Annotated in this window: 29 protein-coding genes and 2 rRNA genes (1 of these 31 running past the window's edge); 22 read left to right on the forward strand and 9 right to left on the reverse strand. The window is 44.0% G+C overall.

From position 1 onward, the window contains the following. Positions 1 to 78 precede the first annotated feature (78 nt). Together ACFVP7_RS04625 and ACFVP7_RS04630 are read left to right on the forward strand one after the other, a co-directional pair. A complete protein-coding gene (locus tag ACFVP7_RS04625; RefSeq protein ID WP_396583031.1) occupies positions 79 to 960 on the forward strand; it encodes a PhzF family phenazine biosynthesis isomerase in 882 nt (293 codons plus the stop codon). Between the two features lie 87 nt (positions 961 to 1,047). Further along, positions 1,048 to 1,632 (forward strand): nitroreductase, encoded by a 585-nt coding sequence (locus ACFVP7_RS04630; protein WP_396583032.1) that lies wholly within the window; start codon positions 1,048 to 1,050, stop codon positions 1,630 to 1,632. A gap of 38 nt (positions 1,633 to 1,670) precedes the next feature. Here the strand turns inward: ACFVP7_RS04630 and ACFVP7_RS04635 are convergent, their stop codons facing one another. The 3 genes from ACFVP7_RS04635 to ACFVP7_RS04645 form a co-directional block, all read right to left on the reverse strand. Then, positions 1,671 to 1,862: a YfhD family protein gene (locus ACFVP7_RS04635; RefSeq protein WP_003233561.1), complete on the reverse strand. Its 192-nt coding sequence runs from the start codon at positions 1,860 to 1,862 to the stop codon at positions 1,671 to 1,673. Between the two features lie 66 nt (positions 1,863 to 1,928). Then, positions 1,929 to 2,039: a YfhE family protein gene (locus tag ACFVP7_RS04640; protein WP_003223230.1), complete on the reverse strand. Its 111-nt coding sequence runs from the start codon at positions 2,037 to 2,039 to the stop codon at positions 1,929 to 1,931. Positions 2,040 to 2,093: 54 nt separating this feature from the next. Beyond that, the gene (locus tag ACFVP7_RS04645) at positions 2,094 to 3,005 is read right to left on the reverse strand and encodes a TIGR01777 family oxidoreductase (protein WP_396583033.1); all 912 of its coding nucleotides are present in this window, start codon (positions 3,003 to 3,005) and stop codon (positions 2,094 to 2,096) included. 88 nt (positions 3,006 to 3,093) lie between these two features. On the opposite strand from ACFVP7_RS04645, the gene recX reads away from it, so the two are divergent. The 3 genes from recX (at position 3,094) to ACFVP7_RS04660 (ending at position 5,545) form a co-directional block, all read left to right on the forward strand. Then, a complete protein-coding gene (gene recX, locus ACFVP7_RS04650) occupies positions 3,094 to 3,885 on the forward strand; it encodes a recombination regulator RecX (RefSeq protein WP_072176012.1) in 792 nt (263 codons plus the stop codon). 8 nt (positions 3,886 to 3,893) lie between these two features. Next, positions 3,894 to 4,208, forward strand: coding sequence for a YfhH family protein (locus ACFVP7_RS04655; protein WP_003244592.1), 315 nt, complete (start codon positions 3,894 to 3,896; stop codon positions 4,206 to 4,208). A 143-nt stretch (positions 4,209 to 4,351) separates the two neighbouring features. Further along, positions 4,352 to 5,545, forward strand: a complete 1,194-nt coding sequence (locus ACFVP7_RS04660) for an MFS transporter (RefSeq protein ID WP_396583034.1) — start codon at positions 4,352 to 4,354, stop codon at positions 5,543 to 5,545. A gap of 31 nt (positions 5,546 to 5,576) precedes the next feature. Here ACFVP7_RS04660 and ACFVP7_RS04665 read toward each other — a convergent pair whose 3' ends face one another. Beyond that, on the reverse strand, positions 5,577 to 5,729 hold the full coding sequence (locus tag ACFVP7_RS04665) for a small, acid-soluble spore protein K (RefSeq protein WP_003223241.1): 153 nt from the start codon (positions 5,727 to 5,729) through the stop codon (positions 5,577 to 5,579). Between the two features lie 124 nt (positions 5,730 to 5,853). On the opposite strand from ACFVP7_RS04665, the gene ACFVP7_RS04670 reads away from it, so the two are divergent. The 6 genes from ACFVP7_RS04670 to ACFVP7_RS04695 all read left to right on the forward strand — a co-directional run bounded on the left by ACFVP7_RS04670 (position 5,854) and on the right by ACFVP7_RS04695 (position 11,928). Then, a complete protein-coding gene (locus tag ACFVP7_RS04670; protein ID WP_003243789.1) occupies positions 5,854 to 6,123 on the forward strand; it encodes a YfhJ family protein in 270 nt (89 codons plus the stop codon). Positions 6,124 to 6,267: 144 nt separating this feature from the next. Further along, positions 6,268 to 6,786 (forward strand): SH3 domain-containing protein, encoded by a 519-nt coding sequence (locus tag ACFVP7_RS04675; RefSeq protein ID WP_024573181.1) that lies wholly within the window; start codon positions 6,268 to 6,270, stop codon positions 6,784 to 6,786. Between the two features lie 84 nt (positions 6,787 to 6,870). Then, complete coding sequence (gene spdL, locus ACFVP7_RS04680; RefSeq protein WP_024573182.1) at positions 6,871 to 7,203, forward strand: SdpC immunity protein SpdL; 333 nt, start codon at positions 6,871 to 6,873, stop codon at positions 7,201 to 7,203. Further along, positions 7,190 to 8,050: an epoxide hydrolase EphM gene (gene ephM, locus ACFVP7_RS04685; RefSeq protein WP_396583035.1), complete on the forward strand. Its 861-nt coding sequence runs from the start codon at positions 7,190 to 7,192 to the stop codon at positions 8,048 to 8,050. The genes spdL and ephM overlap by 14 nt, the downstream gene beginning before the upstream one ends. Positions 8,051 to 8,281: 231 nt before the next feature. Continuing rightward, positions 8,282 to 9,271, forward strand: a complete 990-nt coding sequence (locus tag ACFVP7_RS04690; protein ID WP_003244113.1) for a glycosyltransferase family 2 protein — start codon at positions 8,282 to 8,284, stop codon at positions 9,269 to 9,271. 71 nt (positions 9,272 to 9,342) lie between these two features. Then, positions 9,343 to 11,928: a YfhO family protein gene (locus ACFVP7_RS04695; RefSeq protein WP_396583036.1), complete on the forward strand. Its 2,586-nt coding sequence runs from the start codon at positions 9,343 to 9,345 to the stop codon at positions 11,926 to 11,928. On the opposite strand, the gene ACFVP7_RS04700 is transcribed toward ACFVP7_RS04695, so the two are convergent. Then, entirely contained in the window at positions 11,921 to 12,904 is a 984-nt protein-coding gene (locus ACFVP7_RS04700; RefSeq protein WP_014476212.1) for a metal-dependent hydrolase, read from the reverse strand. The two genes, ACFVP7_RS04695 and ACFVP7_RS04700, sit on opposite strands and share 8 nt — an antisense overlap. 215 nt (positions 12,905 to 13,119) lie before the next feature. Here ACFVP7_RS04700 and mutY point away from each other — a divergent pair, with 215 nt between their 5' ends. Continuing rightward, positions 13,120 to 14,229: an A/G-specific adenine glycosylase gene (gene mutY, locus ACFVP7_RS04705; protein ID WP_015252513.1), complete on the forward strand. Its 1,110-nt coding sequence runs from the start codon at positions 13,120 to 13,122 to the stop codon at positions 14,227 to 14,229. 7 nt (positions 14,230 to 14,236) lie between these two features. Here the strand turns inward: mutY and ACFVP7_RS04710 are convergent, their stop codons facing one another. Beyond that, the gene (locus tag ACFVP7_RS04710; protein ID WP_003233542.1) at positions 14,237 to 14,461 is read right to left on the reverse strand and encodes a hypothetical protein; all 225 of its coding nucleotides are present in this window, start codon (positions 14,459 to 14,461) and stop codon (positions 14,237 to 14,239) included. Positions 14,462 to 14,542: 81 nt separating this feature from the next. On the opposite strand from ACFVP7_RS04710, the gene fabL reads away from it, so the two are divergent. The 5 genes from fabL to ACFVP7_RS04735 all read left to right on the forward strand — a co-directional run bounded on the left by fabL (position 14,543) and on the right by ACFVP7_RS04735 (position 18,554). Then, positions 14,543 to 15,295, forward strand: coding sequence for an enoyl-[acyl-carrier-protein] reductase FabL (gene fabL, locus ACFVP7_RS04715; RefSeq protein WP_003223262.1), 753 nt, complete (start codon positions 14,543 to 14,545; stop codon positions 15,293 to 15,295). 68 nt (positions 15,296 to 15,363) lie between these two features. Beyond that, positions 15,364 to 15,618, forward strand: a complete 255-nt coding sequence (gene sspE / locus ACFVP7_RS04720; protein ID WP_014476214.1) for a gamma type acid-soluble spore protein SspE — start codon at positions 15,364 to 15,366, stop codon at positions 15,616 to 15,618. Positions 15,619 to 15,790: 172 nt separating this feature from the next. Then, positions 15,791 to 16,051, forward strand: coding sequence for a YgaB family protein (locus ACFVP7_RS04725; protein ID WP_031315502.1), 261 nt, complete (start codon positions 15,791 to 15,793; stop codon positions 16,049 to 16,051). 143 nt (positions 16,052 to 16,194) lie between these two features. After that, a complete protein-coding gene (locus ACFVP7_RS04730) occupies positions 16,195 to 16,725 on the forward strand; it encodes a DUF402 domain-containing protein (protein ID WP_003223272.1) in 531 nt (176 codons plus the stop codon). Between the two features lie 86 nt (positions 16,726 to 16,811). Then, positions 16,812 to 18,554: an ABC transporter ATP-binding protein gene (locus tag ACFVP7_RS04735; protein ID WP_041851146.1), complete on the forward strand. Its 1,743-nt coding sequence runs from the start codon at positions 16,812 to 16,814 to the stop codon at positions 18,552 to 18,554. Between the two features lie 76 nt (positions 18,555 to 18,630). Here the strand turns inward: ACFVP7_RS04735 and ACFVP7_RS04740 are convergent, their stop codons facing one another. Further along, complete coding sequence (locus ACFVP7_RS04740; RefSeq protein WP_003233537.1) at positions 18,631 to 19,692, reverse strand: aromatic acid exporter family protein; 1,062 nt, start codon at positions 19,690 to 19,692, stop codon at positions 18,631 to 18,633. A 220-nt stretch (positions 19,693 to 19,912) separates the two neighbouring features. Continuing rightward, entirely contained in the window at positions 19,913 to 21,202 is a 1,290-nt protein-coding gene (locus ACFVP7_RS04745; protein WP_338732885.1) for a glutamate-1-semialdehyde 2,1-aminomutase, read from the reverse strand. 152 nt (positions 21,203 to 21,354) lie between these two features. On the opposite strand from ACFVP7_RS04745, the gene bcp reads away from it, so the two are divergent. Together bcp and perR are read left to right on the forward strand one after the other, a co-directional pair. Then, complete coding sequence (gene bcp / locus ACFVP7_RS04750) at positions 21,355 to 21,828, forward strand: thioredoxin-dependent thiol peroxidase (RefSeq protein ID WP_003233532.1); 474 nt, start codon at positions 21,355 to 21,357, stop codon at positions 21,826 to 21,828. A gap of 122 nt (positions 21,829 to 21,950) precedes the next feature. Beyond that, the gene (perR, locus tag ACFVP7_RS04755; RefSeq protein WP_003223285.1) at positions 21,951 to 22,388 is read left to right on the forward strand and encodes a peroxide-responsive transcriptional repressor PerR; all 438 of its coding nucleotides are present in this window, start codon (positions 21,951 to 21,953) and stop codon (positions 22,386 to 22,388) included. A gap of 34 nt (positions 22,389 to 22,422) precedes the next feature. Here perR and ACFVP7_RS04760 read toward each other — a convergent pair whose 3' ends face one another. Further along, the gene (locus ACFVP7_RS04760; protein ID WP_014479226.1) at positions 22,423 to 22,776 is read right to left on the reverse strand and encodes a YgzB family protein; all 354 of its coding nucleotides are present in this window, start codon (positions 22,774 to 22,776) and stop codon (positions 22,423 to 22,425) included. Between the two features lie 207 nt (positions 22,777 to 22,983). Here ACFVP7_RS04760 and ACFVP7_RS04765 point away from each other — a divergent pair, with 207 nt between their 5' ends. From ACFVP7_RS04765 to ACFVP7_RS04775, 3 genes are all read left to right on the forward strand, one after another. Next, positions 22,984 to 23,868, forward strand: coding sequence for a nucleotidyltransferase-like protein (locus tag ACFVP7_RS04765; protein WP_003243727.1), 885 nt, complete (start codon positions 22,984 to 22,986; stop codon positions 23,866 to 23,868). 292 nt (positions 23,869 to 24,160) lie between these two features. After that, positions 24,161 to 25,710: ribosomal RNA gene (locus ACFVP7_RS04770) — 16S ribosomal RNA — on the forward strand. 170 nt (positions 25,711 to 25,880) lie between these two features. Then, positions 25,881 to 26,257 (forward strand): 23S ribosomal RNA (locus ACFVP7_RS04775) (it continues 2,551 nt past the right edge of the window). Together the 16S and 23S rRNA genes form the textbook arrangement of a ribosomal RNA operon.

Raw genomic sequence — 26,257 nt, forward strand, 5'->3', positions numbered from 1 at the left:
TTTTTGATAATGACTGAAGATTCGTAATTATTTTTGCTATACTGACAGAGACATTGATAAAGAAAGGGCGGCAGATGAATGAAAGAAGCAGAGGTATTAAAATATGAAGCATTTACAAGCAGTCCCGGCAAAGGAAACCCTGCAGGCGTCGTTTTGCAGGGAGACGATTATACGGAAGACGAGATGCAGATCATAGCTGAGCGTGCCGGGTATTCAGAAACTTCCTTTATCCGAAAAAGCGAGTCGGCCGATCTTGAACTCCGTTACTTTACACCTGGACACGAAATGAATTTGTGCGGTCATGCGACAGTTGCTTCTCTTTACGCATTATGTGAGAAAGGAATGCTGGAGAGCGGTAAAACGTACAGCATCCAAACGAAAGCGGGTATCCTGCCTGTGAAGATTTCTGAAAAAGATGGCCGTATTCATATCACGCTTGAACAGGCCTCTCCGCAATTCAAACCATTTACAGGCGATCGGAAAAAACTTGCGGACGCACTGGGTATCACCGAAGAGGATTTTCATGAAGACCTTCCGATTGTGTTTGGCAGCACTGGCATATGGACAGCCATCGTTCCGCTTAAATCATTGGAGGCTTCCAAAAAAATGGTGCCAGATAACAAACAATTTCCGGAAGTGTTAATTGATCTGCCAAAAGCTTCAGTCCATCCGTTTACCTTTGAAACCGTCCATCCCGACAGCGACCTGCACGGGCGCCACTTTTCATCCCCGTATTCGGGAACGATTGAAGACCCCGTGACCGGCACAGCATCCGGCGTGATGGGGGCTTATATGAAACAATATGGCAATGCCGAGCAGCATAAATTTATCATTGAACAAGGGCAGGAAATTGGAAAAGACGGAAAAGTGGAGATCGAAATGAACGAAGCCGGCGGCCATGTGAAAGTGAACATGACAGGAACAGCCGTTTACTCAGAAACCCGTATTCTTAAAATCTAATACGGATGATGGTTTACAAAAAGATGCACTTTCCGTTATCATTATGAAATGATAATCATTTTCAATTGCATAGGAAGGTGAGACGGTATGCCTCAAACCGAACAAATACATCAGCATTCAGCACTGCGGGACATCATACGCAGCAGAAGATCGATTCGAAAGTTTAAACAAGAGCCAGTACCTTCAGCAGTCATTCTTGACATGCTTGAAACGGCAAAATATGCGCCAAATCACAGAGTGACAGAGCCATGGAGATTTATTTACGTTTCCAGTGAGACAGGTAAAACGAACCTCATCAATACATTTGCAGCGTTCTCTAAGAAATCCAAGCCGGATATGACAGAGGAAAAGCTTCAAAATTTCAAAAACACACTTGGGCGCGTTCCGGGATTTCTCCTCGTCGTGTTTCAGGAAGATGAAAACGAAAGAGCGCGGGACGACGATTTTGCGGCAACAAGCTCGTTGATTCAAAATCTTCAGCTTCTTGCTTGGGAAAAAGGAATCGGCATGGTTTGGAAAAGCGGAAAAATCCTTTATGACAAAGAAGTCCATCAGGCCTTTGGTTTGCATGATAATGAGCGTTTCGCCGCCATCATACAAACAGGTTATCCTGACGAGGCGCCGGAAGTGAAAAAACGCACACCGATCCGCGACCGGTTTACTGAAATGTAAAAAGCCCCTTGTCTCAAACGGAGACAAGGGGTTTTTCATTAACGAGATTTCTTTTTCGCTCTGTTGTCGGCTGCTTTCGCACGCTCTTGCGCTTCGCGGTCATCTGCATCAGCAAGCTCGGTTGAATATTCTTCGTAAACGCCGTCAGTTTCCCTTTTTAATGCATCGGGAACTTGTGGAAGTTTTTGTTTGTTTTTATCACGGTTTTTGTGGATATGATTTCTGCCCATATCAAATTCCCCCTAAAAAGTGATATCAAACAAATATAGTATTTGATTTTAAGGGGCTATGTATTCCTACTTCCGCTTAGCAGCTTTTTCCGCTTTTTTAAATTCGCCTGAATAAAGAACTTCCTGCATTTTTTTCAGGTTGGCGCCTTGCTGGTGCTTCTCCCTCTTTTTTTCCATAAAAAGGACCTCCTTCAACCATGTTATTCTTAAGGTTGACGCTTCCTGCTGTTTTTATACAGTCTTTCGGTCCGCTATCAGCTGTGAGAGTGCAAATTCAAGATCCGAATATGTAAAACGAAATCCAGAGGTTATCGCTTTTTTCGGAAGAGCGCGCTGTCCTTTCACAATCAAAAGACTCATTTCACCCAATGCTTTTGATAAAAAGAATTCCGGGACGGGGAGCCAGTGCGGGCGGTGCTTCACCCGTGCAATCGCTTTTCCGAATTGCTTCATGTCCACAGGATTTGGCGCGGTGACATTCATTGGGCCTGAGATGCCGACGTTATCCACCGCATATCGGATCATCTGGGCCGCATCCTCGACATGAATCCATGACAGCCACTGCCTTCCCGTTCCGATCGTTCCGCCGGCCAGAAACTTATAGGGGAGAACCATAAGCGGTAGAGCGCCTTTTTCTCCAAGCATCACGCCAAATCTCGCATAAACTGTCCGAATGCCCATCGCCTCAATATGCTGTCCTTCCTTTTCCCACAGGTGTGCAGTATGGCTGAGAAAATCCTCATCTGACGTTGCAGAATCCTCTGTGAAAGTTTTCTCAAGGCTTGTGCCGTAAATACCCACGGCACTGGCTTGGATCAATGTCTTCGGCTTCTCCTTCTGTTTCTGAATAAGCCGCTGCACTTCACGCGTCGCATTGATACGGCTGGAGAGAATGTGCTGCTTCGTTTTTTCTGTCCAGCGGCCAAAAATCGATTTTCCCGCAAGGTTTATCCAGACATCAATATGAGGAAGTTCCTGCTCCGGGGCGGCTCCTTCCGTCAGCCATTGGACATATGTCATATTTTTTTGTTCAGTTTCCCTTGCGTTTCTTGATAAAATATAAACATGGTGTCCCTGGCGGGTAAGAACGCCTGTCAGATGCTGGCCGAGAAAACCGGTTCCGCCCGTCATTGCGATATTCATGAACATCTCTCCTCATCGTTCTAATAAATATACTTTACCTCATTGTAATAAAAGAAAACGCGTTTCAGGCCTGAGAAGGGAGATTAAGATGCCGTTTATTACAAAAATATCAACGCAAAAAAAGAATACGGAACGCTTCAATATTTTTCTGGATGATAAATACGCCTTCAGCGTGGACGCGGATGTGCTCGTGAAATTTGAGCTCAAGAAGGGAAAAGAACTCGATGATCTTGACATCATTGAGATTCAATACGGCGATGAAGTGAAGAAAGGCTTCAACCGTGCGCTTGACTTTTTATCCTATCGAATGCGGTCGACGAAAGAGGTCGAGGACCACTTAAAGAAAAAAGAAACCTCGCCCCCCGTCATTGCGGAAGTCATCCATAGGCTTAACGATTACAAGTACTTAAACGACCAGGAATTTGCCGCAGCCTATGTCAGCACTCACAAAAAAACAAACGGAAAAGGCCCTGATGTTTTGTTCAGAGAGCTAAGGGCGAAGGGAATTGATGACGATACAATTAAGGAGGCGCTAAGTTCCTTTTCCTTTGAAGATCAGACAAGAGAAGCGGTCAAGCATGTTGAAAAGCTTCTCAAAAAAGATAAAAAGCTTTCGACGAAAGAACTCAAACAGCGCGCCCAGCTGCAGCTTCAGCGCAAGGGCTTCTCATTTGATGTTATCAGCGCGGCGATGGATCAGATTGAATATGAAAATGATGAAGACACAGAGAAAGAAGCGCTGCGCCTTCACGCGGAAAAAGCGTTTAGAAAATACCGCTACGACGGCTCATATGAAAGCGCCATGAAGGTCAAACAATTTTTATTCCGCAAAGGATTCTCACTCGATTTAATCGAGCAATTTCTGCAGGAAGAGGAGTAGCTGAAAAAATGGAGAAACGATACAGTCAAATGACACCGCACGAACTCAATACCGAAATCGCATTACTTTCTGAAAAAGCAAGAAAAGCCGAACAGCATGGAATCATAAACGAACTGGCAGTGCTCGAACGGAAAATTACGATGGCAAAAGCATATTTACTGAACCCGGAAGATTACTCACCGGGAGAAACATATCGTGTGGAAAACACTGAGGACGAGTTTACCATCAGTTATTTAAATGGCGTTTTCGCATGGGGATACAGGACCTCTTCCCCTCAGCAAGAGGAAGCGCTGCCAATCTCAGTATTGCAAGAAAAAGAATAAAGCGTAACAGGGAGGCTGATGATCAGCCTCTTTTTGTTTGCAGCACATTTACACGAATTCTTAAAGAAAAAATCATTGAATTCACTTGAAAAATCTTTTAAGATGAAACTCGTTGTTTTTTAAAATCAAAGGAGGCGATGACGTTGAGTATCAAAAACCCATCTGTAAAATTTATTATATTTGTTCTTATGGTTTGTACATTTTCAATCGGCTATACAGAATACGCGGTGATGGGTATTTTGACGTCGATTGCCAATGACTTTCATATACAGGTTTCATCCGCAGGGCTTCTTGTCACGGCTTATGCGGCAAGCGTTTGTTTGACAGGACCGCTCGTCACCATCATTTCCGTCAAGCTTCCGAGAAAGCCTGTGCTTCTTGGGCTGATGGCGATATTTATCCTTTCAAACCTGATGAGCGCACTGGCGCCGAATTTTACGGTATTGGCCATTTCAAGAATTTTATCTGCGTCCATTCATGGCGCTTTCTTCGCGATTGCCATGGTATTCGCAAGTGAAATGGTTCCGCCGGAAAAGCGTGCTGCAGCTGCTGCTTCAATGAACGGCGGACTGACAGTGGCTCTAATGCTTGGTGTTCCATTCGGCTCTTATCTCGGAGATGTCCTGAATTGGAGAGCGGTGTTTTCCATCATTACGGCACTTGGTGTCATCGGATTTTTAGGCCTTATGGCTGCCGTGCCGAACAGAAAACCAAAAGTGATCCCAATGCTTATGAATGAGTGGGGGGTTTTTAAACACAAACAAGTGCTGTTTTCCTTCGCGATTACCATTTTAGGCTATTCCGGTGTCTTTATCGCCTACACCTTTATCGAACCCATTTTGAGGCATTCAGCCGGATTCAGCACGGTTGGCATTACAGGTGCTCTCTTTGCGTATGGATTGGGAGGCGTTGCCGGGAATTTCTGTGCTGGAAAAGTACCGCTGCCTTTGCTGACTCGGACGATGATCGGCGTAATGATCGGTTTAATCGGTGTTCTGGCTGTATTTCCTTACATCGCCATTTACCCGGCTGCAGCCATTGTGGCAACGTTCCTATTCGGGGCATGCGCATTCGGCACGCCGCCTCTTCTGCAAACAAAGGTCATTTCCTCATCTGAGGGCGGCACAACCATTGCCGCAGCTGTCAGCGTATCAGCATTTAACCTTGCCAATGCCCTTGGTGCATGGATCGGCGGAATGATTTTAAACGGAACTGGCTCTTATTCCTGGCTGTTTGCAGGAGGTGCGCTTATGACCGCATGCGGACTTGTGCTTTCTACCTTCGCACACTTATCAGAAAAGAAGAGCGTCTACGAATATCAAGTCAATAAAGGGTAAAAACAGCTGCAGTGTATGCAGCTGTTCTTCTTTACCGTTTGCCTGAGGCTCTCATTCTTTCTTGAGGATGCTGATTGATAGATCCGTCAGCGCGCTTTGAAGCATAGTCGTCCTTTGCTCTCGGTTCACCCTGAAATTTGTTTTCGTTTTCGTAAGGAAATCCTTTTTCTTTATTTCGGACCATGTCATATCCCCCTAGGTTCGAGATCAAAAAGTTGCGTCTTTCCAGATGAAGACGTAAGGTTAGTATATGGAGAACACCACGTAATAAAGCGTTATTTTTTTCCTGAAGAAAGGAGACTGCACACATGAATATGTACATTGAGAAACTGACTAATCTGCTTCTGGAAAAGAACGAGATGATCAGCTATATACAGGCAAAAACGTGGGTGGAATTGTTATGGAGCGATTTCGAAGCAACCTATGCAAAAGCCGGACACGCCTATCAAGGTGAAAAAATGACTGAAAAAATCGTCACACAATGGATTGAAAACTATGGCGGCCAGCTCCACCTTTTTCAAAGCTCCCGTAACGACGTGAATGATTACTTAAATCAAAGCAGAGGCCTTTTGCACTAAAAACCTGCCGTTAACGACCGGCAGGTTTTTTCATTTTCTTAAAATTACCTTAACAGGAAGAAATCATAAACAAAACATGTTTCACCAGCCTGTCAATCAGGGAATACCACTAATATCTTGTCAAAATGCGAGGAGGAGCTTTATATGAAAAAGAAACAAGTAATGCTCGCTTTAACAGCTGCCGCAGGACTGGGTTTGACAGCACTTCATTCCGCTCCCGCAGCAAAAGCTGCGCCCCTTCACGACATATCTGTCAGCATGCCATCATCCGATTCTTACATCATAAAAACAGGAAAGCTGAATGTCCGGACTGAGCCAAATCATAAAGGTGACATTCTCGGCACTGTATCATCAGAACAAAAAGTAAAAGTCGATGGATTTGTAAATGCCGATTGGGCTCAAATTCATTTCAAAGGAAAAAAAGCGTATATTTCAACCCACTTTTTAATGAAAACCGCAAGCCAAGCGAAAACAATGAAACAGACAGCCTTCTATGCACCGACGCCCGAAAATGGAAAAGCTAAACAGCTCTCATCTGGAACAGAGGTGACAATACTTGGGTGGGGATTCAGTGAAAACGGCGGATTTGACTTCACTTGGGCGTTCGTGGATTATGGCGGAGTTAAAGGCTATATTCACACAAAGGATTTACAAATGCGATAAAAAGGCAGGCCGAGGCTTGTCTTTTTGCCTATGCATGAAACATTTCTTCTTTCTGCACGTAACAATGAGAAAGGAGATGATGATATGACGGGTTTAGTCGGCGGAGGGCTTATGATCATTGCGGGCATACTGATCAAACTGTTTCCTCCCAAATCGATCAACAGTGTGTACGGATACAGAACGAGACGCTCAATGTCAGATCAAAGATTATGGAATGAAGCGAACCGTTACAGTGCATCATTAATGATCCTGTCAGGCTTGGTGATTGCGGGAATGGGTTTGCTGCTGGGATCAAACTTGATTATTCTTCAGCTTATCCTGCTGATTGCTGCCTGTGTCATAACATTTATGCTGACGGAGAAAAGGCTGAAAATCATGACGCACAGTCAAGGAGGAGATAGAAGTGGACGGAGTTAAATGCCAGTTTGTCAATACGAACGGGATCACGCTTCACGTTGCAGCCGCAGGACCGGAAGACGGCCCGTTAATTGTCCTGCTCCATGGATTTCCTGAGTTTTGGTACGGCTGGAAAAATCAAATCAAACCGCTTGTTGATGCGGGTTACCGGGTCATTGCACCTGATCAGCGGGGCTACAATCTCAGTGACAAACCGGAGGGTATTGATTCGTATCGGATTGATACATTAAGAGATGATATCATCGGGCTTATTACGCAATTCACTGATGAAAAAGCAATTGTCATCGGGCATGACTGGGGAGGGGCTGTTGCATGGCATTTGGCTTCCACACGCCCGGAATATCTTGAAAAACTGATCGCGATCAATATCCCGCACCCGCACGTCATGAAAACCGTAACGCCGCTTTATCCGCCGCAATGGCTGAAAAGCTCGTATATCGCATACTTCCAGCTCCCCGATATACCGGAGGCATCACTAAAGGAAAATGATTATGAAACATTAGACAAAGCGATTGGATTATCCGACCGTCCCGCGCTTTTTACATCCGAGGATGTCAGCAGGTACAAAGAAGCATGGAAACAGCCGGGCGCGCTGACAGCTATGCTGAACTGGTACAGAGCCCTCAGAAAAGGAAGCTTGGCAGAGAAACCCTCTTACGAAACAGTACCTTACCGAATGATCTGGGGAATGGAAGACCGCTATTTGAGCAGAAAGCTTGCGAAAGAGACGGAAAGGCATTGCCCGAATGGACATCTCATCTTTGTTGATGAAGCTTCCCATTGGATTAACCACGAAAAGCCAGCCATCGTCAATCAGCTGATTTTGGAATATCTTAAGAACCAATAAGCCAAAATTTCTCTCCTTCCGTCTGTCATAATGGCAGACTTTTTCTGTGCGTTTTTTTCATAGTCTGTTTTAAACATGACAAAATAACATTAAAAATCATGAATGTCACCATAAAATTGTAACAAAAAACAGGTTTAAACGACTTTAAAAAAAGGAATAGCCTTACTGAAGATTTGTGTAAAACTCCCCTAAGGCAATACTTAAAAAGAATAATAAAAAGAAGGTGCCTTAATGAAGCAAGGATTAATCTCGATTATTATCCCGTCTTACAATGAAGGGTATAATGTCAAACTCATTCATGAATCTTTAAAAAAGGAATTTAAAAACATTCATTATGACTATGAAATATTCTTCATAAACGACGGAAGTGTTGATGACACGCTTCAGCAGATCAAAGACTTGGCAGCGACGTGCAGCCGGGTAAAATATATATCTTTTTCTCGAAACTTTGGTAAAGAAGCCGCAATTTTGGCGGGCTTTGAGCATGTTCAGGGCGAGGCGGTTATTGTCATGGATGCCGATCTGCAGCATCCGACATATTTGCTGAAGGAATTTATCAAAGGCTACGAAGAAGGGTATGACCAAGTCATTGCCCAAAGGAACAGAAAAGGGGACAGCTTTGTCCGCTCACTCTTATCATCTATGTATTACAAGTTCATTAATAAAGCGGTGGAAGTCGATTTGCGTGACGGTGTCGGTGACTTCAGATTGTTAAGCCGCCAAGCTGTGAATGCACTTTTGAAGCTGAGCGAAGGAAACCGCTTTTCAAAAGGCCTTTTTTGCTGGATTGGCTTTGATCAGAAAATTGTATTTTATGAAAATGTCGAACGAAAAAACGGCACCTCCAAATGGTCGTTCAGCAGTCTGTTTAACTACGGAATGGACGGCGTCGTTTCATTTAATCATAAGCCGCTGAGATTATGTTTTTATACAGGCATTTTCATTCTGCTGCTTTCCATCATTTATATCATTGCCACATTCGTTAAAATTCTGACTAACGGTATTTCTGTGCCTGGGTATTTCACTATTATCTCAGCAGTGTTATTTCTCGGCGGAGTACAGCTGTTAAGCCTTGGAATTATAGGCGAATATATCGGCCGAATCTATTATGAAACAAAAAAACGCCCGCATTATTTGATCAAAGAAGCGAATATCCCGAACAAAGACCTGCCTGAAACGAACGAATTAAAAAGCATGCGGCGTCTGACAAAAATGCACTGAAAATACCAAGCGCCATTGGCAGTGCTTTTTTTGCGTGTCTATTATCTTAAAAGCAAGACTGGAGAATTCATATGAAAAGAAAACATATCATGATCTATGCGGCCAGTCTGCTGGTGTCCGTTCTGGCACACGCTTTTTTTGTGAAAGAATGGGCGGAAGGCAGGTATATGACAGGTCCGGGTGACGGGCTTGCGCAAATGATCGTATTTAAAAAATTATTATTTGACCAATATACACACGGGAATTTTTTCTACAATTATTCATTCGGACTTGGCGGCGGCACATTCAGTCAGCTCGGCTATTATTTTTCTGCGTCTTTTCTTTTTCTTGCTGTGTCTGCCGCTGTTTGGCTGCTTCAAGCCGTCCAGCTGATCGGAGAAGCGGATACGCTTTTTTGGGCTGAGTCTGCTGTTTTTATCAGTATTTTCAAATTGAGCTTTATCATCTTTACGTCCGCTTCTGTTTTTCATTATCTTCTTAAGCACAGGGTGGCATCGTTCACGGGAGCCGTGTTATACGGCGTCTCAATTATTTATTTCCGTCACGAAGCGTATTGGGAATTTTTCACCGATACAATGGTTTGGCTTCCGCTGCTTGTGCTTGGCGCAGAAAAAATTATTAGAGAGCGGCGTCCGGCGTGGTTTATCGTTGCGTGTTCGCTGACGTTAATCAATAATTTTTACTTTGCATACATAAACCTTATATTCATCGGAATCTATGTGCTGTTCAGATGGCTGATCCGTTTGGAACCGCATGAAGAGAAAAGATGGATTCAAATCAGACTATTTCTGGTTTCAGGCTTCATTTCTTTTGGCATCAGTGCGGCGGCGTTTGTGCCGGTAGTATACGGTTTTTTAAATAACCTGCGCCCTCCATACAGCCAGAAAATAGAGTGGCTCAATTTCGATGATAATATCTTATTTTCGAGCCGGATCATCATTGTGCCGGCCGCTTTTCTGCTGTTTTTGTTTATGATTTCTTTTTACAAAAACCGTGTGTTTCGTCTCTTTGCCGGATTGAGCCTGCTGTTTATTCTGTTTCATTTCAGTCCGTATGCGGCAAGCGTCTTTAACGGTTTTTCCGCCCCGCAAAACCGGTTTGAATATGTTCTGGCTTTTACCATTGCGGGAGCAGCTGCGGCTGGTTTGTCACAGCTGTCTGAATTGAAACGGAAAGAACTGCTCCCGGCCGCAGCTGTCGTCCTGCTTCTTTACTTGTATCATATCCAAAGGTATAAGCTCGATATATGGAAGCCTGCGAATGAAAGTATTCTATTGCTCTTACTCATGACAATCGCAGCCTTGTTTGCTGCAGCTTTTCCGAAAAAACGGGCAAAAATGGCTGTGTACGGTATAATCATTCTTTCTGCGCTGTTTGTCGCCAACTCCTATCAAAAATACGCGCTCTCAGAAGGCGGCGATTTGGACAGTGTGACAAAAGAATATCTTACAAGTGAGGAATACAGAGGGCGGGAATCATCTGAGCTCATCAGACGTTTACAGAAGGAAGACGATGATCCGCTCATGAGAATCGACTGGATGAACGGGGTCCGCAATAATACGCCAATCATTTACGGGTTTAATGGCTTCAGCGCGTATTCCAGCATTTTAAACAAAGATCTGCTGGCCTTCTATTGGAATGATTTAAGTATCGATATGGGCAGGGAAAGCGTCAGCCGTTACGCGTCATTGGGAGACAGGGCGAATTTATACAGCCTGCTTTACGGCAAATATTATATGACCGAAAAAACAAACGAAGCCAGCGTCCCGTACGGCTTCAAAAAGCATTTAGAAACAGAGCATTATGCAGTTTATGAGAATCAGTACATGCTTCCATTCGTCAAAACAGCGGATGTCATATACAGCGAAAGTGAGCTGGACCGATTGCCCGCTCTTGCGAAAGAACAGGCGATGCTGAAAGGAATCATATTAAAAGATCCATCAGGAAAAACGGAGCAGACACCAAAACCGTCCAATTTGATCACCAAGTCGGACATCACTGCAAAACAAGCCCAGTATCAAAACGGGCTGCTAACCGTAACTGGAGAAAACGGAGGAGAGCTGATCATCACCCCGAAACAGCCATCATCCGCTCCGGGAGACTACTATGTCAGCTTTTATTTGAAAAGCAAAGCAAAAGACAAAGGATTTACGTTAAAGGTAAATGATTATGTCACAACAAGGAAATCGAACAAATCGATATATAAAACCGGAGTAAATAATATAACGGTAAGAGTGCCTAAATCAGGCCATATCTCAATCAATCTTCCGAAAGGAACCTATGAGCTGAGAAACATAGCGCTCTATGAAGAAAATTACCAAACGCTGAAAAACGCTGTAATGAAAAATAAAACAGAGAAAGCAGACAAACTGAATTGGAACAAAAATCGACTGACCTTTGCCTATCATCTGACAAAAGACCAGTACATCATGCTTCCGATCCCATATGAAAAAGGCTGGGAGCTGAAGATCAATGGAAAAACACAGAAGATCGAAAAAGCGGATTATGCTTTTATAGGCTTCAAGGCGCAAAAGGGAGACAATCACATTGAGCTGACTTACTATCCGCCATACTTCAAAATATCGGCGATCATATCTCTCGTCAGTCTGTTGCTTGCTGTTTTCTATATAAGACGTAAAAAGCCCGGCTCTATATAGAGCCGAGCTTTAATTTTTTCTGAAGTTTTTCTTCGCTGAATATCCATCCCGTATAGGACGAACGAATCGTGAGATCATGGCCGATATGAACAATTGCGACAAACGGATAATGGCCTTTGCTCCGATAACGCAGGTCGATAAATCTCACCTCATAATGATCTTTAAACGTATCCACTTCCCACCGGTAAACCGGAGAAAAGGACAGAAATGCCGCGATGTTATCATCCTGCTTTGCCGCATGCATTACATCGGTTTCAGGAACAGGCACCCGATTAAATGTATCCAGAATCACGACATGTCCTTCCATGCTTCTTCCTACATAGAAAGCATGTGCTGTCGTCACTGCGATTCGCCATTGCCTGAATTTCATCGTTGGAGAAATAATAATGCTTTCGATCTCATCATGAATCATCTCATGAAGCTTCCGTTTAATTCTCAGCTGCATGATCAGGCGCACCAAATAATAGCCTGCCAATATGATATATAAGCTGAGAAACGTGATGCCGGGACTGCCGCCTGCATACCAAATCGCGATAGCTGCCAGATGGCTGATAAAAATAAACGGATCAAACGTATTAATCAGCCCGAGGGCAACCCATTTTTTCGAAAACGGACGAATGGCTTGTGTTCCATAGGCGTTGAATATATCAACAAAGACATGCAGAACGACTGCCAGCAGTGTCCACAGCCACAGGTGCAGAAAATCGGCCTGAGGATAAAATAAATACAGAATCGCCGGGATGATGACAGACCAAAACAAAACGGCGGGAATTGAATGGGTAAATCCTCTGTGATTCCTTATATAAACAGCATTGTTTTTAAGCTTTAACACAGTATCAATATCCGGAGCCTGAGAGCCCGCAAGCGTTGCGATCATAACAGCGTGAGCCATTGCCGGATCTGATCCGACAACAGGATCAAGCGTCGCAATACCGCCCAGTGCGATGCCCATAACGACATGTGTGCCCGTATCCATAGGTGACCTCCTTGCAGGATGATCCTGCACATTCACTTTGTAAGAAATTCCCCATTTTCATATACCCAATTTTTAAACTGATTCAATCGTTCTCATATGTTTCCGCTTTTTCTTTATTACTATTTAATGTAACATATTATCGTACTGTGCCCTTAGTGTACAACAAAAAACAGTCTAAAGAAAAGCGGGGCGCGAAAGACTGGGGAGAAACACATATGAACGTACTTGAAGACAAATTAAAACAAAAAGACATACAGCAATTTCGTGATGATTTAATCTCATGGTTTGAACGAGAGCAGCGCGTTTTGCCGTGGAGAGAGGACCAAGATCCATATAAGGTGTGGGTATCTGAAGTCATGCTGCAGCAAACGAGAGTAGAGACAGTGATTCCTTACTTTCTCCGGTTTGTGGAACAATTCCCGACAGTGGAAGCGCTCGCTGATGCTGATGAAGAAAAGGTGCTGAAAGCATGGGAAGGGCTCGGCTATTATTCGCGAGTCAGAAACCTGCAAAGCGCGGTAAAAGAAGTGAAACAGGAATACGGCGGCATTGTCCCTCCAGACGAGAAAGATTTTGGCGGGTTAAAAGGCGTCGGCCCTTATACAAAGGGAGCGGTGCTCAGCATTGCCTACAATAAACCCATTCCCGCAGTTGACGGAAATGTGATGCGTGTCATGTCCAGAATTCTTTCTATTTGGGATGATATTGCCAAACCAAAAACAAGAACGATCTTTGAAGACGCCATACGAGCTTTTATTTCCAAAGAAAAACCATCTGAATTTAATCAGGGCTTGATGGAGCTTGGAGCCTTGATCTGTACGCCAAAATCACCCTCATGCCTGCTTTGCCCGGTTCAGCAGCATTGCTCAGCATTTGAAGAAGGCACTGAACGGGAGCTTCCGGTAAAAAGCAAAAAGAAAAAGCCCGGGATCAAAACCATGGCCGCGATCGTACTGACTGATGAAGACGGACAAGTGTATATCCACAAACGGCCGTCTAAAGGTTTACTCGCCAACCTGTGGGAATTCCCTAATCTTGAAACACAAAAAGGGATCAAAACTGAGCGTGAACAGCTCATTGCTTTCTTAGAAAACGAATATGGCATACAAGCTGATATCAGTGATCTGCAAGGTGTAGTCGAGCATGTTTTCACCCACCTGGTATGGAATATTTCAGTGTTTTTCGGTAAAGTAAAACAAGTGTCGGATACCAGCGAGCTGAAAAAAGTAACGAAAGAAGAGCTCGAACAATTTGCGTTCCCGGTGTCACATCAAAAAATCTGGAAGATGGCAGTAGAAGCAGCCGCCATCTCGGCTGCTCCGTAAACCATTCTTAATCGTAAGAGACGCGCGTGCCGTGGCTGTAGTCCGCTTCATTGCGCTTCATTCCGCCGCGCGCTTCAATTTCTTGCGTTAATTCCCGGTATTTTGATTGGCCTTCTTCGTTCAAATAAGGCATAATTTGCTGAAAGGCATGATGAAAATAAGCGAGTTCACTGTTCTTCCAATCTTTTTTGGAAACCATGTTCAATTCGCTCATATCACGTCCGACATACATAACAGAAGACCCCCTTTAAAGTTCTTGCCATTATTGTTTGTGGAAATAAAAGAACTATACGCTACAAGGAGATGAGGAAAAATGGAACAAAATAAATGTGCACTCGTAACAGGAAGCAGCCGCGGTGTCGGAAAAGCGGCCGCGATCAGACTTGCTGAGAACGGCTATAATATCGTCATTAACTATGCACGCAGCAAAAAAGCAGCATTAGAAACAGCGGAAGAAATCGAAAAGCTTGGCGTTAAAGTGCTTGTCGTAAAAGCAAACGTAGGACAGCCTGCAAAAATCAAAGAAATGTTTCAGCAAATTGATGAAACGTTCGGCAGACTTGATGTTTTTGTCAATAATGCCGCTTCAGGAGTACTAAGACCTGTCATGGAATTAGAAGAAACACACTGGGACTGGACGATGAACATTAATGCGAAAGCATTGCTTTTCTGCGCTCAGGAAGCTGCCAAGCTAATGGAGAAGAACGGAGGCGGGCATATTGTCAGCATCAGTTCATTAGGCTCTATCCGCTATCTTGAAAACTACACCACGGTCGGTGTATCAAAAGCAGCGTTAGAGGCTTTAACCCGTTATCTTGCCGTTGAGCTTTCACCAAAACAAATTATCGTCAATGCTGTTTCAGGCGGAGCGATCGACACAGATGCGCTGAAACACTTCCCGAATAGAGAAGATCTGCTTGAAGATGCGCGCCAAAACACCCCGGCGGGACGCATGGTCGAAATTAAAGACATGGTTGATACTGTTGAGTTTCTAGTGTCTTCCAAGGCTGACATGATCCGCGGACAGACAATTATCGTTGACGGCGGACGCTCACTGCTCGTTTAAAAATTTTTAAAAAAGAGGAATAGCTATACGATCACCTGCACATTCTAATGACCGTGGAGGTGATAACAATGGCTAACTCAAATAACTTCAGCAAAACAAACGCTCAACAAGTTAGAAAACAAAACCAACAATCAGCTGCTGGTCAAGGTCAATTTGGCACTGAATTTGCTAGCGAAACAAACGCTCAGCAAGTCAGAAAACAAAACCAGCAATCAGCTGGCCAACAAGGTCAATTCGGCACTGAATTCGCTAGTGAAACTGACGTACAGCAGGTAAGACAGCAAAACCAATCTGCTGAACAAAACAAACAACAAAACAGCTAATCACTGAAACAGAAAAAAGCACTTCATCTTCGGGTGGAAGTGCTTTTTTCTGTTTGAAAAACGACAAAACTTGTGGAAGGTCTACAGAATGAGTCAAAGGGTTTGCTTTATGGAGATCGAAATGATTAAAGGAGGAAATGTTTATACTTTCATCAGGCTGAAGGAGGAACCGATGACGGAATTTGAAAAGCTGGTAAGTGAACAGATGAAAACGATGGATAAGCTTCTCGATCTCCAATCAGAGCTCGACCGCTGCAAACAAATTGAGGCGGAACTCCGGCATTTGGAAAGGGATGCAAAGCTGCGTGGGATTCAGGCTGAAATTGCGGTAAAACGGAAACACCTTGCCGATATACAGGATATGTTTCAAAAGCAGACAGAGCAGGTCATTCGTTCATATCGCAGCTCAGAAAAGCCGTCTTCCTTTGTGTAGTGCAGGAATGTGCCATTCCCCGGCCGGAATGGCTCTTTTATTTTCATTTTTCAATTTGTAACGTTATAATAGGTAAAAGACGTTGTCGGTAAGCAAATTTGGACATACTAACTGTAGGGCTTTATAGAAAGTAGGGGAGAAATATGGGCTATCCCAAGGAAGGAGAAACCATTCAAATTCACAGCTATAAGCACAACGGGCTGATTCATAGAATTTGGAATGAGACAACAATCTTAAAAAGTACAGAAATGTGTGTCATCGGAGCCAATGACCGGACGATGGTAACCGAATCAGACGGCCGGACATGGATAACCAGAGAGCCCGCAATCTGTTATTTTCACGCAAGACAATGGTTTAATGTCATCGGGATGCTGAGGGAAGACGGGGTTCATTATTATTGCAACATCAGTTCTCCGTTTGCCTATGATGGCGAAGCAATTAAATATATTGATTATGACTTAGATGTTAAGGTTTTTCCTGACATGACCTACAATATTCTCGATGAAGACGAATATGATGATCATCGGAAAGCCATGAATTATCCAAAAGAAATCGACAGTATTTTAAGAGACTACTTAAATACGCTGCTCCATTGGATTCACCAGCGTCAGGGACCGTTTGCGCCCGAGTTTGTCGATATGTGGTATGAACGGTATTTGCGCTATACAAAATAATGGTTACGTAAAAACCTGTTGCGGGGTACAACAGGTTTTTCACATGGGCTCACACACATCATGATAAAGAGAGAGGGGGAATCAACGTGGGGGTTATGAAACGCTACATGCAATTCGTCAAACCTTATAAGAAGCAAATTTTCGTTACAGTGTTAATCGGGATCGTAAAATTCTCCATTCCGCTTGCTCTCCCATTGCTTCTGAAGTACGTAGTTGACGACATTATTCAAGGAGGCGGCACGGCTAGTGACAAAACAACGTCATTGTTCACGATTATGGCGATCATGTTCGCCTTATTTTTAATTTTGCGCCCGCCTGTTGAATATTACCGGCAATATTTTGCCCAGTGGACTGCCAGCAAGGTGCTTTATGATATAAGAGCTAAGCTGTTTGACCATATACAAAAACTGAGCCTGCGTTTTTACGCGAATACAAGAACAGGGGAAGTCATTTCCCGAGTGATTAATGATGTAGAACAAACAAAGGATTTCGTCATCACAGGGCTGATGAATATATGGCTCGATATGCTGACGATTTTGATTGTAATCTCGATCATGCTCACCCTGGACATTAAATTAACGCTGATCTCTATCGTTTTATTCCCATTATACGGAATATCAGTGAAGTATTTTTACGGCCGTTTACGAAAGCTGACAAGGGAGCGCTCACAGGCTCTTGCTCAAGTGCAGGGGCATTTGCACGAACGCATTCAAGGCATGCCTGTCATCAGAAGCTTTGCGATAGAAGATCATGAACAGGCTCAATTTAATGAGAAAAACGGTCATTTCTTAGATAAAGCCATCCGACACACGAATTGGAACGCCAAAACCTTTGCGGTCGTTAATACCATTACAGATTTGGCGCCGCTCATCGTCATAGCGTGCGCCGGGTATTTTGTCATTAATGGACCGCTGACAGTCGGAACAATGGTCGCGTTTGTCGGATATATTGACAGAATGTACAACCCTGTTAGAAGGCTGATCAATTCCTCTACAACTTTGACACAGTCAATCGCATCAATGGACAGGGTATTTGAATTTATTGACGAGCCCTACGAACTCACTGACAAACCAAATGCGATAAAGGCCGATCAGATTCGCGGAGGAGTGGAGTTTCAAAACGTTTCGTTTCAATATGAGAAGGACAAAGAAAATATTCTTCATGATGTATCCTTAAAAGTAAATAGAGGAGAAACTGTAGCTCTCGTCGGCATGAGCGGAGGAGGAAAATCAACGCTCGTCAGCCTGATCCCAAGATTTTATGATGTAACAAGCGGCAGACTGCTGATTGATGGGACGGATATTCGCGATTATGAAGCAAGAAGCCTTCGCAACCAGGTTGGTATGGTGCTTCAGGATACCTTTTTATTTAGTGAAACGATTCGGGAAAATATCGCGATCGGCAAGCCTGATGCCACACTTGAAGAGATAATCGAAGCCGCCAAAGCTGCAAATGCCCATGAATTTATCATGAGTTTTCCAGAAGGATATGAGACCCGGGTGGGGGAACGAGGCGTTAAGCTTTCAGGCGGACAAAAGCAGCGGATCTCAATTGCGCGGGTATTCCTGAAAAATCCGCCGCTCCTCATTTTAGATGAAGCTACATCAGCTCTGGATTTGGAAAGTGAGCATTACATTCAAGAAGCGATGGACAAACTGGCGAAGGATAGAACAACTTTTGTTGTCGCCCACCGTTTATCGACAATCACCCATGCGGATAAGATTGTTGTCATGGAAAACGGGACAATCATTGAAATCGGAACCCATGATGAACTCATGGACTATGAGAGCCAATACAAGCACTTATTTACCATTCAAAATTTGAACTAAAACATCAATCTTATATCCTTTTAACGAAGGATATAAGATTTTTTTGTATATAAAAAAACCCGGCTGTTTAACCGGGTTACTCTTCTGTTTCTATTTCGCAGTCTTTCGGATGATACGTTTGAAAACTTGTGATAAGTGTTTCTAAATGTTCAAGCTGCTCGCGATATTCCACGGCGCTTGCCATAATATTGAGCATGTTGTAATCAATAAGCTCCTCATCCGTATTCTGCTGATTTTTTAAAAATGACTTTGTTAAAAGCTGCTTATACCGGATGCCTTCTTCAACCGCGTCATCATGCGGCTTGATTTTTCCGACAAACCTCATCAAAATCCGTTCGTGCCAGTAAAGCAGGTAATCAAGTTCTTCAGTCAATGTTTCCTGAAACTCTTCCGGCATATGATAGATCTCGTTTTCCAGACGATGCAGCTTCTTCAATGTATCAAGCGCCCGATTTGCAGTAATAATGGCCTGTCTGAACAGGACAAGCTTTCTTGATTTCACATAAGTCGTTTTCTTAAAGTAACTTCTTTCTTCTTTATATAGAAGATATGTCTGATCAAGCTTGATCATTTTTTCTTTCAGTTTTTCAATATCCTCTTTCAAAATCGAATGCTCTGTCGACTGCCGCATGGACAATCTGATCCACTTCATAATTTCTTCGGTGTTTTCGACGGTATTATGAATCAGCTTTGTTTCGTACTTAGGAGGCAAAAACACAAGGTTGACGATAAAGGAAGAAAGCACCCCTAAGATGACTGTGCTTGTTCTGATCAGCGCGAACATTAAAAAGTCGTCACCGGCAGATTCTAATATCGCAATGACTGTTACAAGAGCAATTGAAATTGTATGTTCAATTTTAAGTTTCAGCATGATTGTAATGACAATAACTGCTGTTAACCCGATCATAATCGGGCTGGGTCCGAAAATAAGGCCGAACACTGTGGCAATCACAGCTCCGATGATATTTGCTTGAACCTGGTCAATAATAATGAGAAAAGAGCGGTAAATCGACGGCTGGATCGCAAATATCGCTGCAATTCCAGCGAAAATCGGCGCGGGAAGCCCGATCCACGAAGCCAAATAAAGGGCAAGTGTAATCGCAATCCCGGTTTTGAAAATGCGGGCACCAAGTTTCATTGGTTTGTGCGTGCATTCCTTTCTATAGTAAATTGTGTGACATAGCAAATGGGCTAATCCTTAAAATTCCCGGTTAGTTTATTTGCTAAACAATTAAGTAATATACAGGGATCGATACAAATATTCAAGCTATTTTTCTAGAAAAAGACCAAAATCTTACACGTTGTTTGATTCCATAAAAAAAACAGGAGCTCAAAGCTCCTGTTCAAGGTATTTGATTCTAGTTTTTTAGATGTTTAAATGCATCCTCGACCGCTGTAAGCGTGTCTTTAATATCCTGCTCTGTATGTGCTGTGGTAATAAACCAAGCTTCATACTTAGAAGGTGCTAAATTAATTCCGCGTTCCAGCATCAGCTTGAAAAACGTAGCGAATGTATCTCCGTCACTCCGTTCAGCCTGCTCGTAATTTTCCACTTTCTCATCAGAGAAGTATACCGTGAGCGCACCTTTTAACCGGTTGACCGTAATGGTGATGCCGTGTGTTTCTGCGTGCTTCAAAATACCTTCCTCAAGCATAGCGCCAAGATGATCAAGCTTTTCATACACGCCTTTTTCTTTGAGCACTTCCAGACAAGCGATGCCTGATAGGATGGAAGCGGGGTTCCCTGCCATTGTTCCTGCCTGATAAGCAGGCCCTAGCGGAGCTACCTGCTCCATGATTTCTTGTTTGCCGCCATAGGCGCCAATCGGAAGTCCGCCGCCGATAATTTTCCCGAGTGCTGTTAAATCTGGTTTCACCTGTAAGAGATCCTGCGCGCCGCCATACATAAAGCGGAAAGCCGTAATGACTTCATCGTAAATAACGAGAGCGCCTGCATTATGTGTCAATTCATTTACTTTTTCTAAGAAGCCCTCTTTCGGCTCCACGATACCGAAGTTGCCGACAATCGGTTCAACGAGAACCGCCGCGATTTCACTGCCCCATTTATCAAGAGCCGCTTTATAGCTATCGATATCATTAAATGGTACTGTGATCACTTCGTTTGCAATGCTTTTCGGTACACCGGCTGAGTCTGGTGTGCCGAGAGTAGACGGGCCGGAGCCTGCGGCGACAAGTACAAGGTCCGAATGCCCGTGGTAGCAGCCCGCAAATTTAATGATTTTTGTCCGGCCTGTATATGCGCGAGCCACGCGGATGGTCGTCATAACGGCTTCTGTACCCGAATTGACGAATCTTACTTTGTCCATAGCGGGAATGGCTTCTTTGAGCATTTTTGCAAATGTAACCTCGTGTTTCGTTGGTGTTCCATACAATACACCGTTCTCTGCCGCTTTTTTAATCGCTTCTGTAATATGCGGATGGGCATGTCCTGTAATAATCGGACCGTACGCCGCTAAATAATCGATGTATTTGTTGCCGTCCACATCCCAAAAATAAGCGCCGCTTGCTTTCTCCATTGCAACAGGAGAACCGCCGCCGACTGCTTTATATGATCTAGACGGGCTGTTTACACCGCCGACAATGTGCTGTAATGCCTCATTGTGAAGTTCAATTGATTTTGTATGCAAGAATAAAAACCTCCTATATCTCCATGCGTCCTTTCTATTGTAGCATGCTTCCGAACAAGAACAATGGCTTCGGGCTTCAGATTCAGCTGAGATGGTTGTAATCTGGACAAGAATTGGATACGCTTAATAAAAAAACATCCGGAGGTAACGTAATGACTATAGAAATCGGACAAAAAGCGCCTGATCTTGAGTTAAAAGGTGATCATGGGGAAACAGTAAAATTATCGGATTATAAAGGAAAGTACATCGTGCTTTATTTTTATCCAAAGGACATGACACCCGGATGTACAACTGAAGCATGCGATTTTCGGGACAGTCACGAAAGCTTCGCCGAACTGGATGCCGTCATTATCGGCGTCAGCCCGGACAGCCAGGAAAAACACGGAAAATTTAAAGAGAAGCATAACCTTCCATTTCTGCTTCTTGTTGATGACGAGCATAAGCTGGCGGAAGCATTTGATGTGTGGAAGCTGAAGAAAAACTTCGGAAAAGAGTATATGGGAATCGAGCGTTCCACTTTTTTAATTGATAAAGAAGGCCGGCTCATTAAAGAATGGAGAAAAGTAAAAGTAAAGGACCATGTAGCCGAAGCGCTTCAAACCCTCAAAGATATGTCGGAAAAGTAAATCTCTATGAGCCTATGCTTACTTTTACCCTGATATCAATTGACAAATTATCGTAGAAAGAGTTACACTAATTATAAACATTACAATGTAAGAATTTTTTTTAGAAGAGAGGTGCATGACGGATGGCTGCACATGAACTAAAAGAAGCCTTAGAAACGTTGAAGGAAACCGGAGTTCGCATTACTCCTCAACGTCATGCGATTCTGGAATATCTCGTTAACTCTATGGCTCATCCAACAGCGGACGATATATATAAAGCTCTGGAAGGGAAATTTCCTAACATGAGCGTAGCGACAGTATATAACAATTTGCGTGTGTTCCGGGAATCAGGTTTGGTAAAAGAGCTCACATACGGTGATGCTTCCAGCAGATTCGATTTTGTCACATCCGATCACTATCACGCGATTTGCGAAAACTGCGGGAAAATTGTGGACTTCCATTACCCGGGCCTTGACGAAGTTGAGCAGCTTGCTGCCCACGTCACGGGTTTCAAGGTAAGCCACCACCGTTTAGAAATTTACGGCGTCTGCCAAGAGTGTTCGAAAAAAGAAAATCATTAAAAATAAGCTGACCGCACGAAACGGTCAGCTTATTTTATTTCGACATTTTCTTTTTATTATAAGACTCATCAAATTCTTTTCCTTCTAATCCCTTATCTAAAGTCAGCGGTTCTCGGCAATGCATGCACATATCGACTCTTCCTAAAACCTTTGTCTCTTTATCACAGCCTGGACAAATGACGCGAACCGCTTTGGTCGAAAGCATTCCGATCCAAAAGTAAACTACCGTACTGAGACCGATGGATAAAAGTCCAAGTATCATAAACAAACTAGAAAGCAAAACTGACTCTTTGAAAAAGATCCCGATGTACATAATGATAAACCCAACGAAAACCAAACTTAACGCAAATGTTCTGATTTTATTAATTTTGCTGGAGTATTTCGCCATGTCCATCCCCCTCTGATTTAACTATAGCACAAACTCGATGGGATTTTCTTCATGTTTTCGGTTGAACTGGAATTTATATATGGAGAGTTACTGTGAAATTGTTTATAATAGTTCAATGTGTTTAGAAAAAAGGAATTTCGTTTTAACCATAGAATTGAATCAAATAGAGAATAAAAAAATTTGAACAATTGCATTGGAGGAATAGTGATGGAAAATCTTCTCCGTCCAATTTACCAAGAAAGAGCAAGTCATCCCAACACATTGGCTGTCATTATGATTGAGAGAAGAAACAAAACATCTTCCTTAACAGATAACTTTGATGCAGCTTTGCTGGTGATTGTAAAGGATGCTGATGAGCCAGTTTTTATAAAGCATTATGAATTTGATCATCAAACAGCTTCTTTGCATGTGGTAACAGATTCTCAGATTCAAGAATGGATTTTGCTTGGAACAAATAGAAGAATCATAGATTGGATTGTAAATGGCAGAGTTTTGTTTGACCGTAATGAATACGTAGTTGAACTGATTGACAGGCTGAATACATTTCCGTTTGCCGAACGTAAACTGAAGATCGGACTCGAATACGGCAAATTAATCAGAAGGTATGTTGAAGGAAAAGCTTTTTTTGAAGCCAATCAATTTTTAGATGCCTACAACGCCGTTGTTCATGCGCTGCATCATTTAGCACGTATTGAAGTAATCGACAGAGGATTCCATCCCGAAACCACGGTGTGGAGCCAAGTGCGCCAGATGGAGCCGCAAGTGTACAAATTATATTCCGAGCTGATTGAAAGTCATGAGAGCCTGGAAAAAAGACTTGAATTATTATTCTTAGCAAATGATTTTCTCATCCATTCCAAAGCCGAGATCGGTTCGGCGCATCTTTTCGAAGTAATGAAAGAAAAAGACATTTGGCAATTCGGTGAGCTTCTTCAACATCATGACCTAAAGCACTTTACCCAAGATCTTGGCGTTATGCTTGATTACTTGACAGAAAAGGGACTTATCAACGTCTGCCAGATAGAAACGAAAGGACAGGCTGTCTATCACCGAGGATATTCTTTTAAAAAAGGTGTTGACTCTGATTCTTGACCGTGTTATATTATTAAACGTCGCTGATGCGCTTCTGAGAAAACAAGCTCACAGCGGCGGGAAAATAAATCAAAAAAACATTTGACAAAAGAAAGTCAAAATGTTATATTAATAAAGTCGCTTCAACAAGAAGTGAAAATGATCTTTGAAAACTAAACAAGACAAAACGTACCTGTTAATTCAGTTTTTAAAAATCGCACAGCGATGTGCGTAGTCAGTCAAACTAGGGCCTGCACGACGCAGGTCACACAGGTGTCGCCGCAGGATGCGGTGAACTTAACCTGTGATCCATTTATCGGAGAGTTTGATCCTGGCTCAGGACGAACGCTGGCGGCGTGCCTAATACATGCAAGTCGAGCGGACAGATGGGAGCTTGCTCCCTGATGTTAGCGGCGGACGGGTGAGTAACACGTGGGTAACCTGCCTGTAAGACTGGGATAACTCCGGGAAACCGGGGCTAATACCGGATGGTTGTTTGAATCGCATGGTTCAAACATAAAAGGTGGCTTCGGCTACCACTTACAGATGGACCCGCGACGCATTAGCTAGTTGGTGAGGTAACGGCTCACCAAGGCAACGATGCGTAGCCGACCTGAGAGGGTGATCGGCCACACTGGGACTGAGACACGGCCCAGACTCCTACGGGAGGCAGCAGTAGGGAATCTTCCGCAATGGACGAAAGTCTGACGGAGCAACGCCGCGTGAGTGATGAAGGTTTTCGGATCGTAAAGCTCTGTTGTTAGGGAAGAACAAGTACCGTTCGAATAGGGCGGTACCTTGACGGTACCTAACCAGAAAGCCACGGCTAACTACGTGCCAGCAGCCGCGGTAATACGTAGGTGGCAAGCGTTGTCCGGAATTATTGGGCGTAAAGGGCTCGCAGGCGGTTTCTTAAGTCTGATGTGAAAGCCCCCGGCTCAACCGGGGAGGGTCATTGGAAACTGGGGAACTTGAGTGCAGAAGAGGAGAGTGGAATTCCACGTGTAGCGGTGAAATGCGTAGAGATGTGGAGGAACACCAGTGGCGAAGGCGACTCTCTGGTCTGTAACTGACGCTGAGGAGCGAAAGCGTGGGGAGCGAACAGGATTAGATACCCTGGTAGTCCACGCCGTAAACGATGAGTGCTAAGTGTTAGGGGGTTTCCGCCCCTTAGTGCTGCAGCTAACGCATTAAGCACTCCGCCTGGGGAGTACGGTCGCAAGACTGAAACTCAAAGGAATTGACGGGGGCCCGCACAAGCGGTGGAGCATGTGGTTTAATTCGAAGCAACGCGAAGAACCTTACCAGGTCTTGACATCCTCTGACAATCCTAGAGATAGGACGTCCCCTTCGGGGGCAGAGTGACAGGTGGTGCATGGTTGTCGTCAGCTCGTGTCGTGAGATGTTGGGTTAAGTCCCGCAACGAGCGCAACCCTTGATCTTAGTTGCCAGCATTCAGTTGGGCACTCTAAGGTGACTGCCGGTGACAAACCGGAGGAAGGTGGGGATGACGTCAAATCATCATGCCCCTTATGACCTGGGCTACACACGTGCTACAATGGACAGAACAAAGGGCAGCGAAACCGCGAGGTTAAGCCAATCCCACAAATCTGTTCTCAGTTCGGATCGCAGTCTGCAACTCGACTGCGTGAAGCTGGAATCGCTAGTAATCGCGGATCAGCATGCCGCGGTGAATACGTTCCCGGGCCTTGTACACACCGCCCGTCACACCACGAGAGTTTGTAACACCCGAAGTCGGTGAGGTAACCTTTTAGGAGCCAGCCGCCGAAGGTGGGACAGATGATTGGGGTGAAGTCGTAACAAGGTAGCCGTATCGGAAGGTGCGGCTGGATCACCTCCTTTCTAAGGATATTATACGGAATATAAGACCTTGGGTCTTATAAACAGAACGTTCCCTGTCTTGTTTAGTTTTGAAGGATCATTCCTTCGAAACGTGTTCTTTGAAAACTAGATAACAGTAGACATCACATTCAATTAGTAACACAAGATATCACATAGTGATTCTTTTTAACGGTTAAGTTAGAAAGGGCGCACGGTGGATGCCTTGGCACTAGGAGCCGATGAAGGACGGGACGAACACCGATATGCTTCGGGGAGCTGTAAGCAAGCTTTGATCCGGAGATTTCCGAATGGGGAAACCCACCACTCGTAATGGAGTGGTATCCATATCTGAATTCATAGGATATGAGAAGGCAGACCCGGGGAACTGAAACATCTAAGTACCCGGAGGAAGAGAAAGCAAATGCGATTCCCTGAGTAGCGGCGAGCGAAACGGGATTAGCCCAAACCAAGAGGCTTGCCTCTTGGGGTTGTAGGACACTCTGTACGGAGTTACAAAGGAACGAGGTAGATGAAGAGGTCTGGAAAGGCCCGCCATAGGAGGTAACAG

It is taken from the genome of Bacillus sp. SG20033 (assembly GCF_044570195.1).
GTDB classification, from domain to species: Bacteria; Bacillota; Bacilli; order Bacillales; family Bacillaceae; genus Bacillus; species Bacillus subtilis.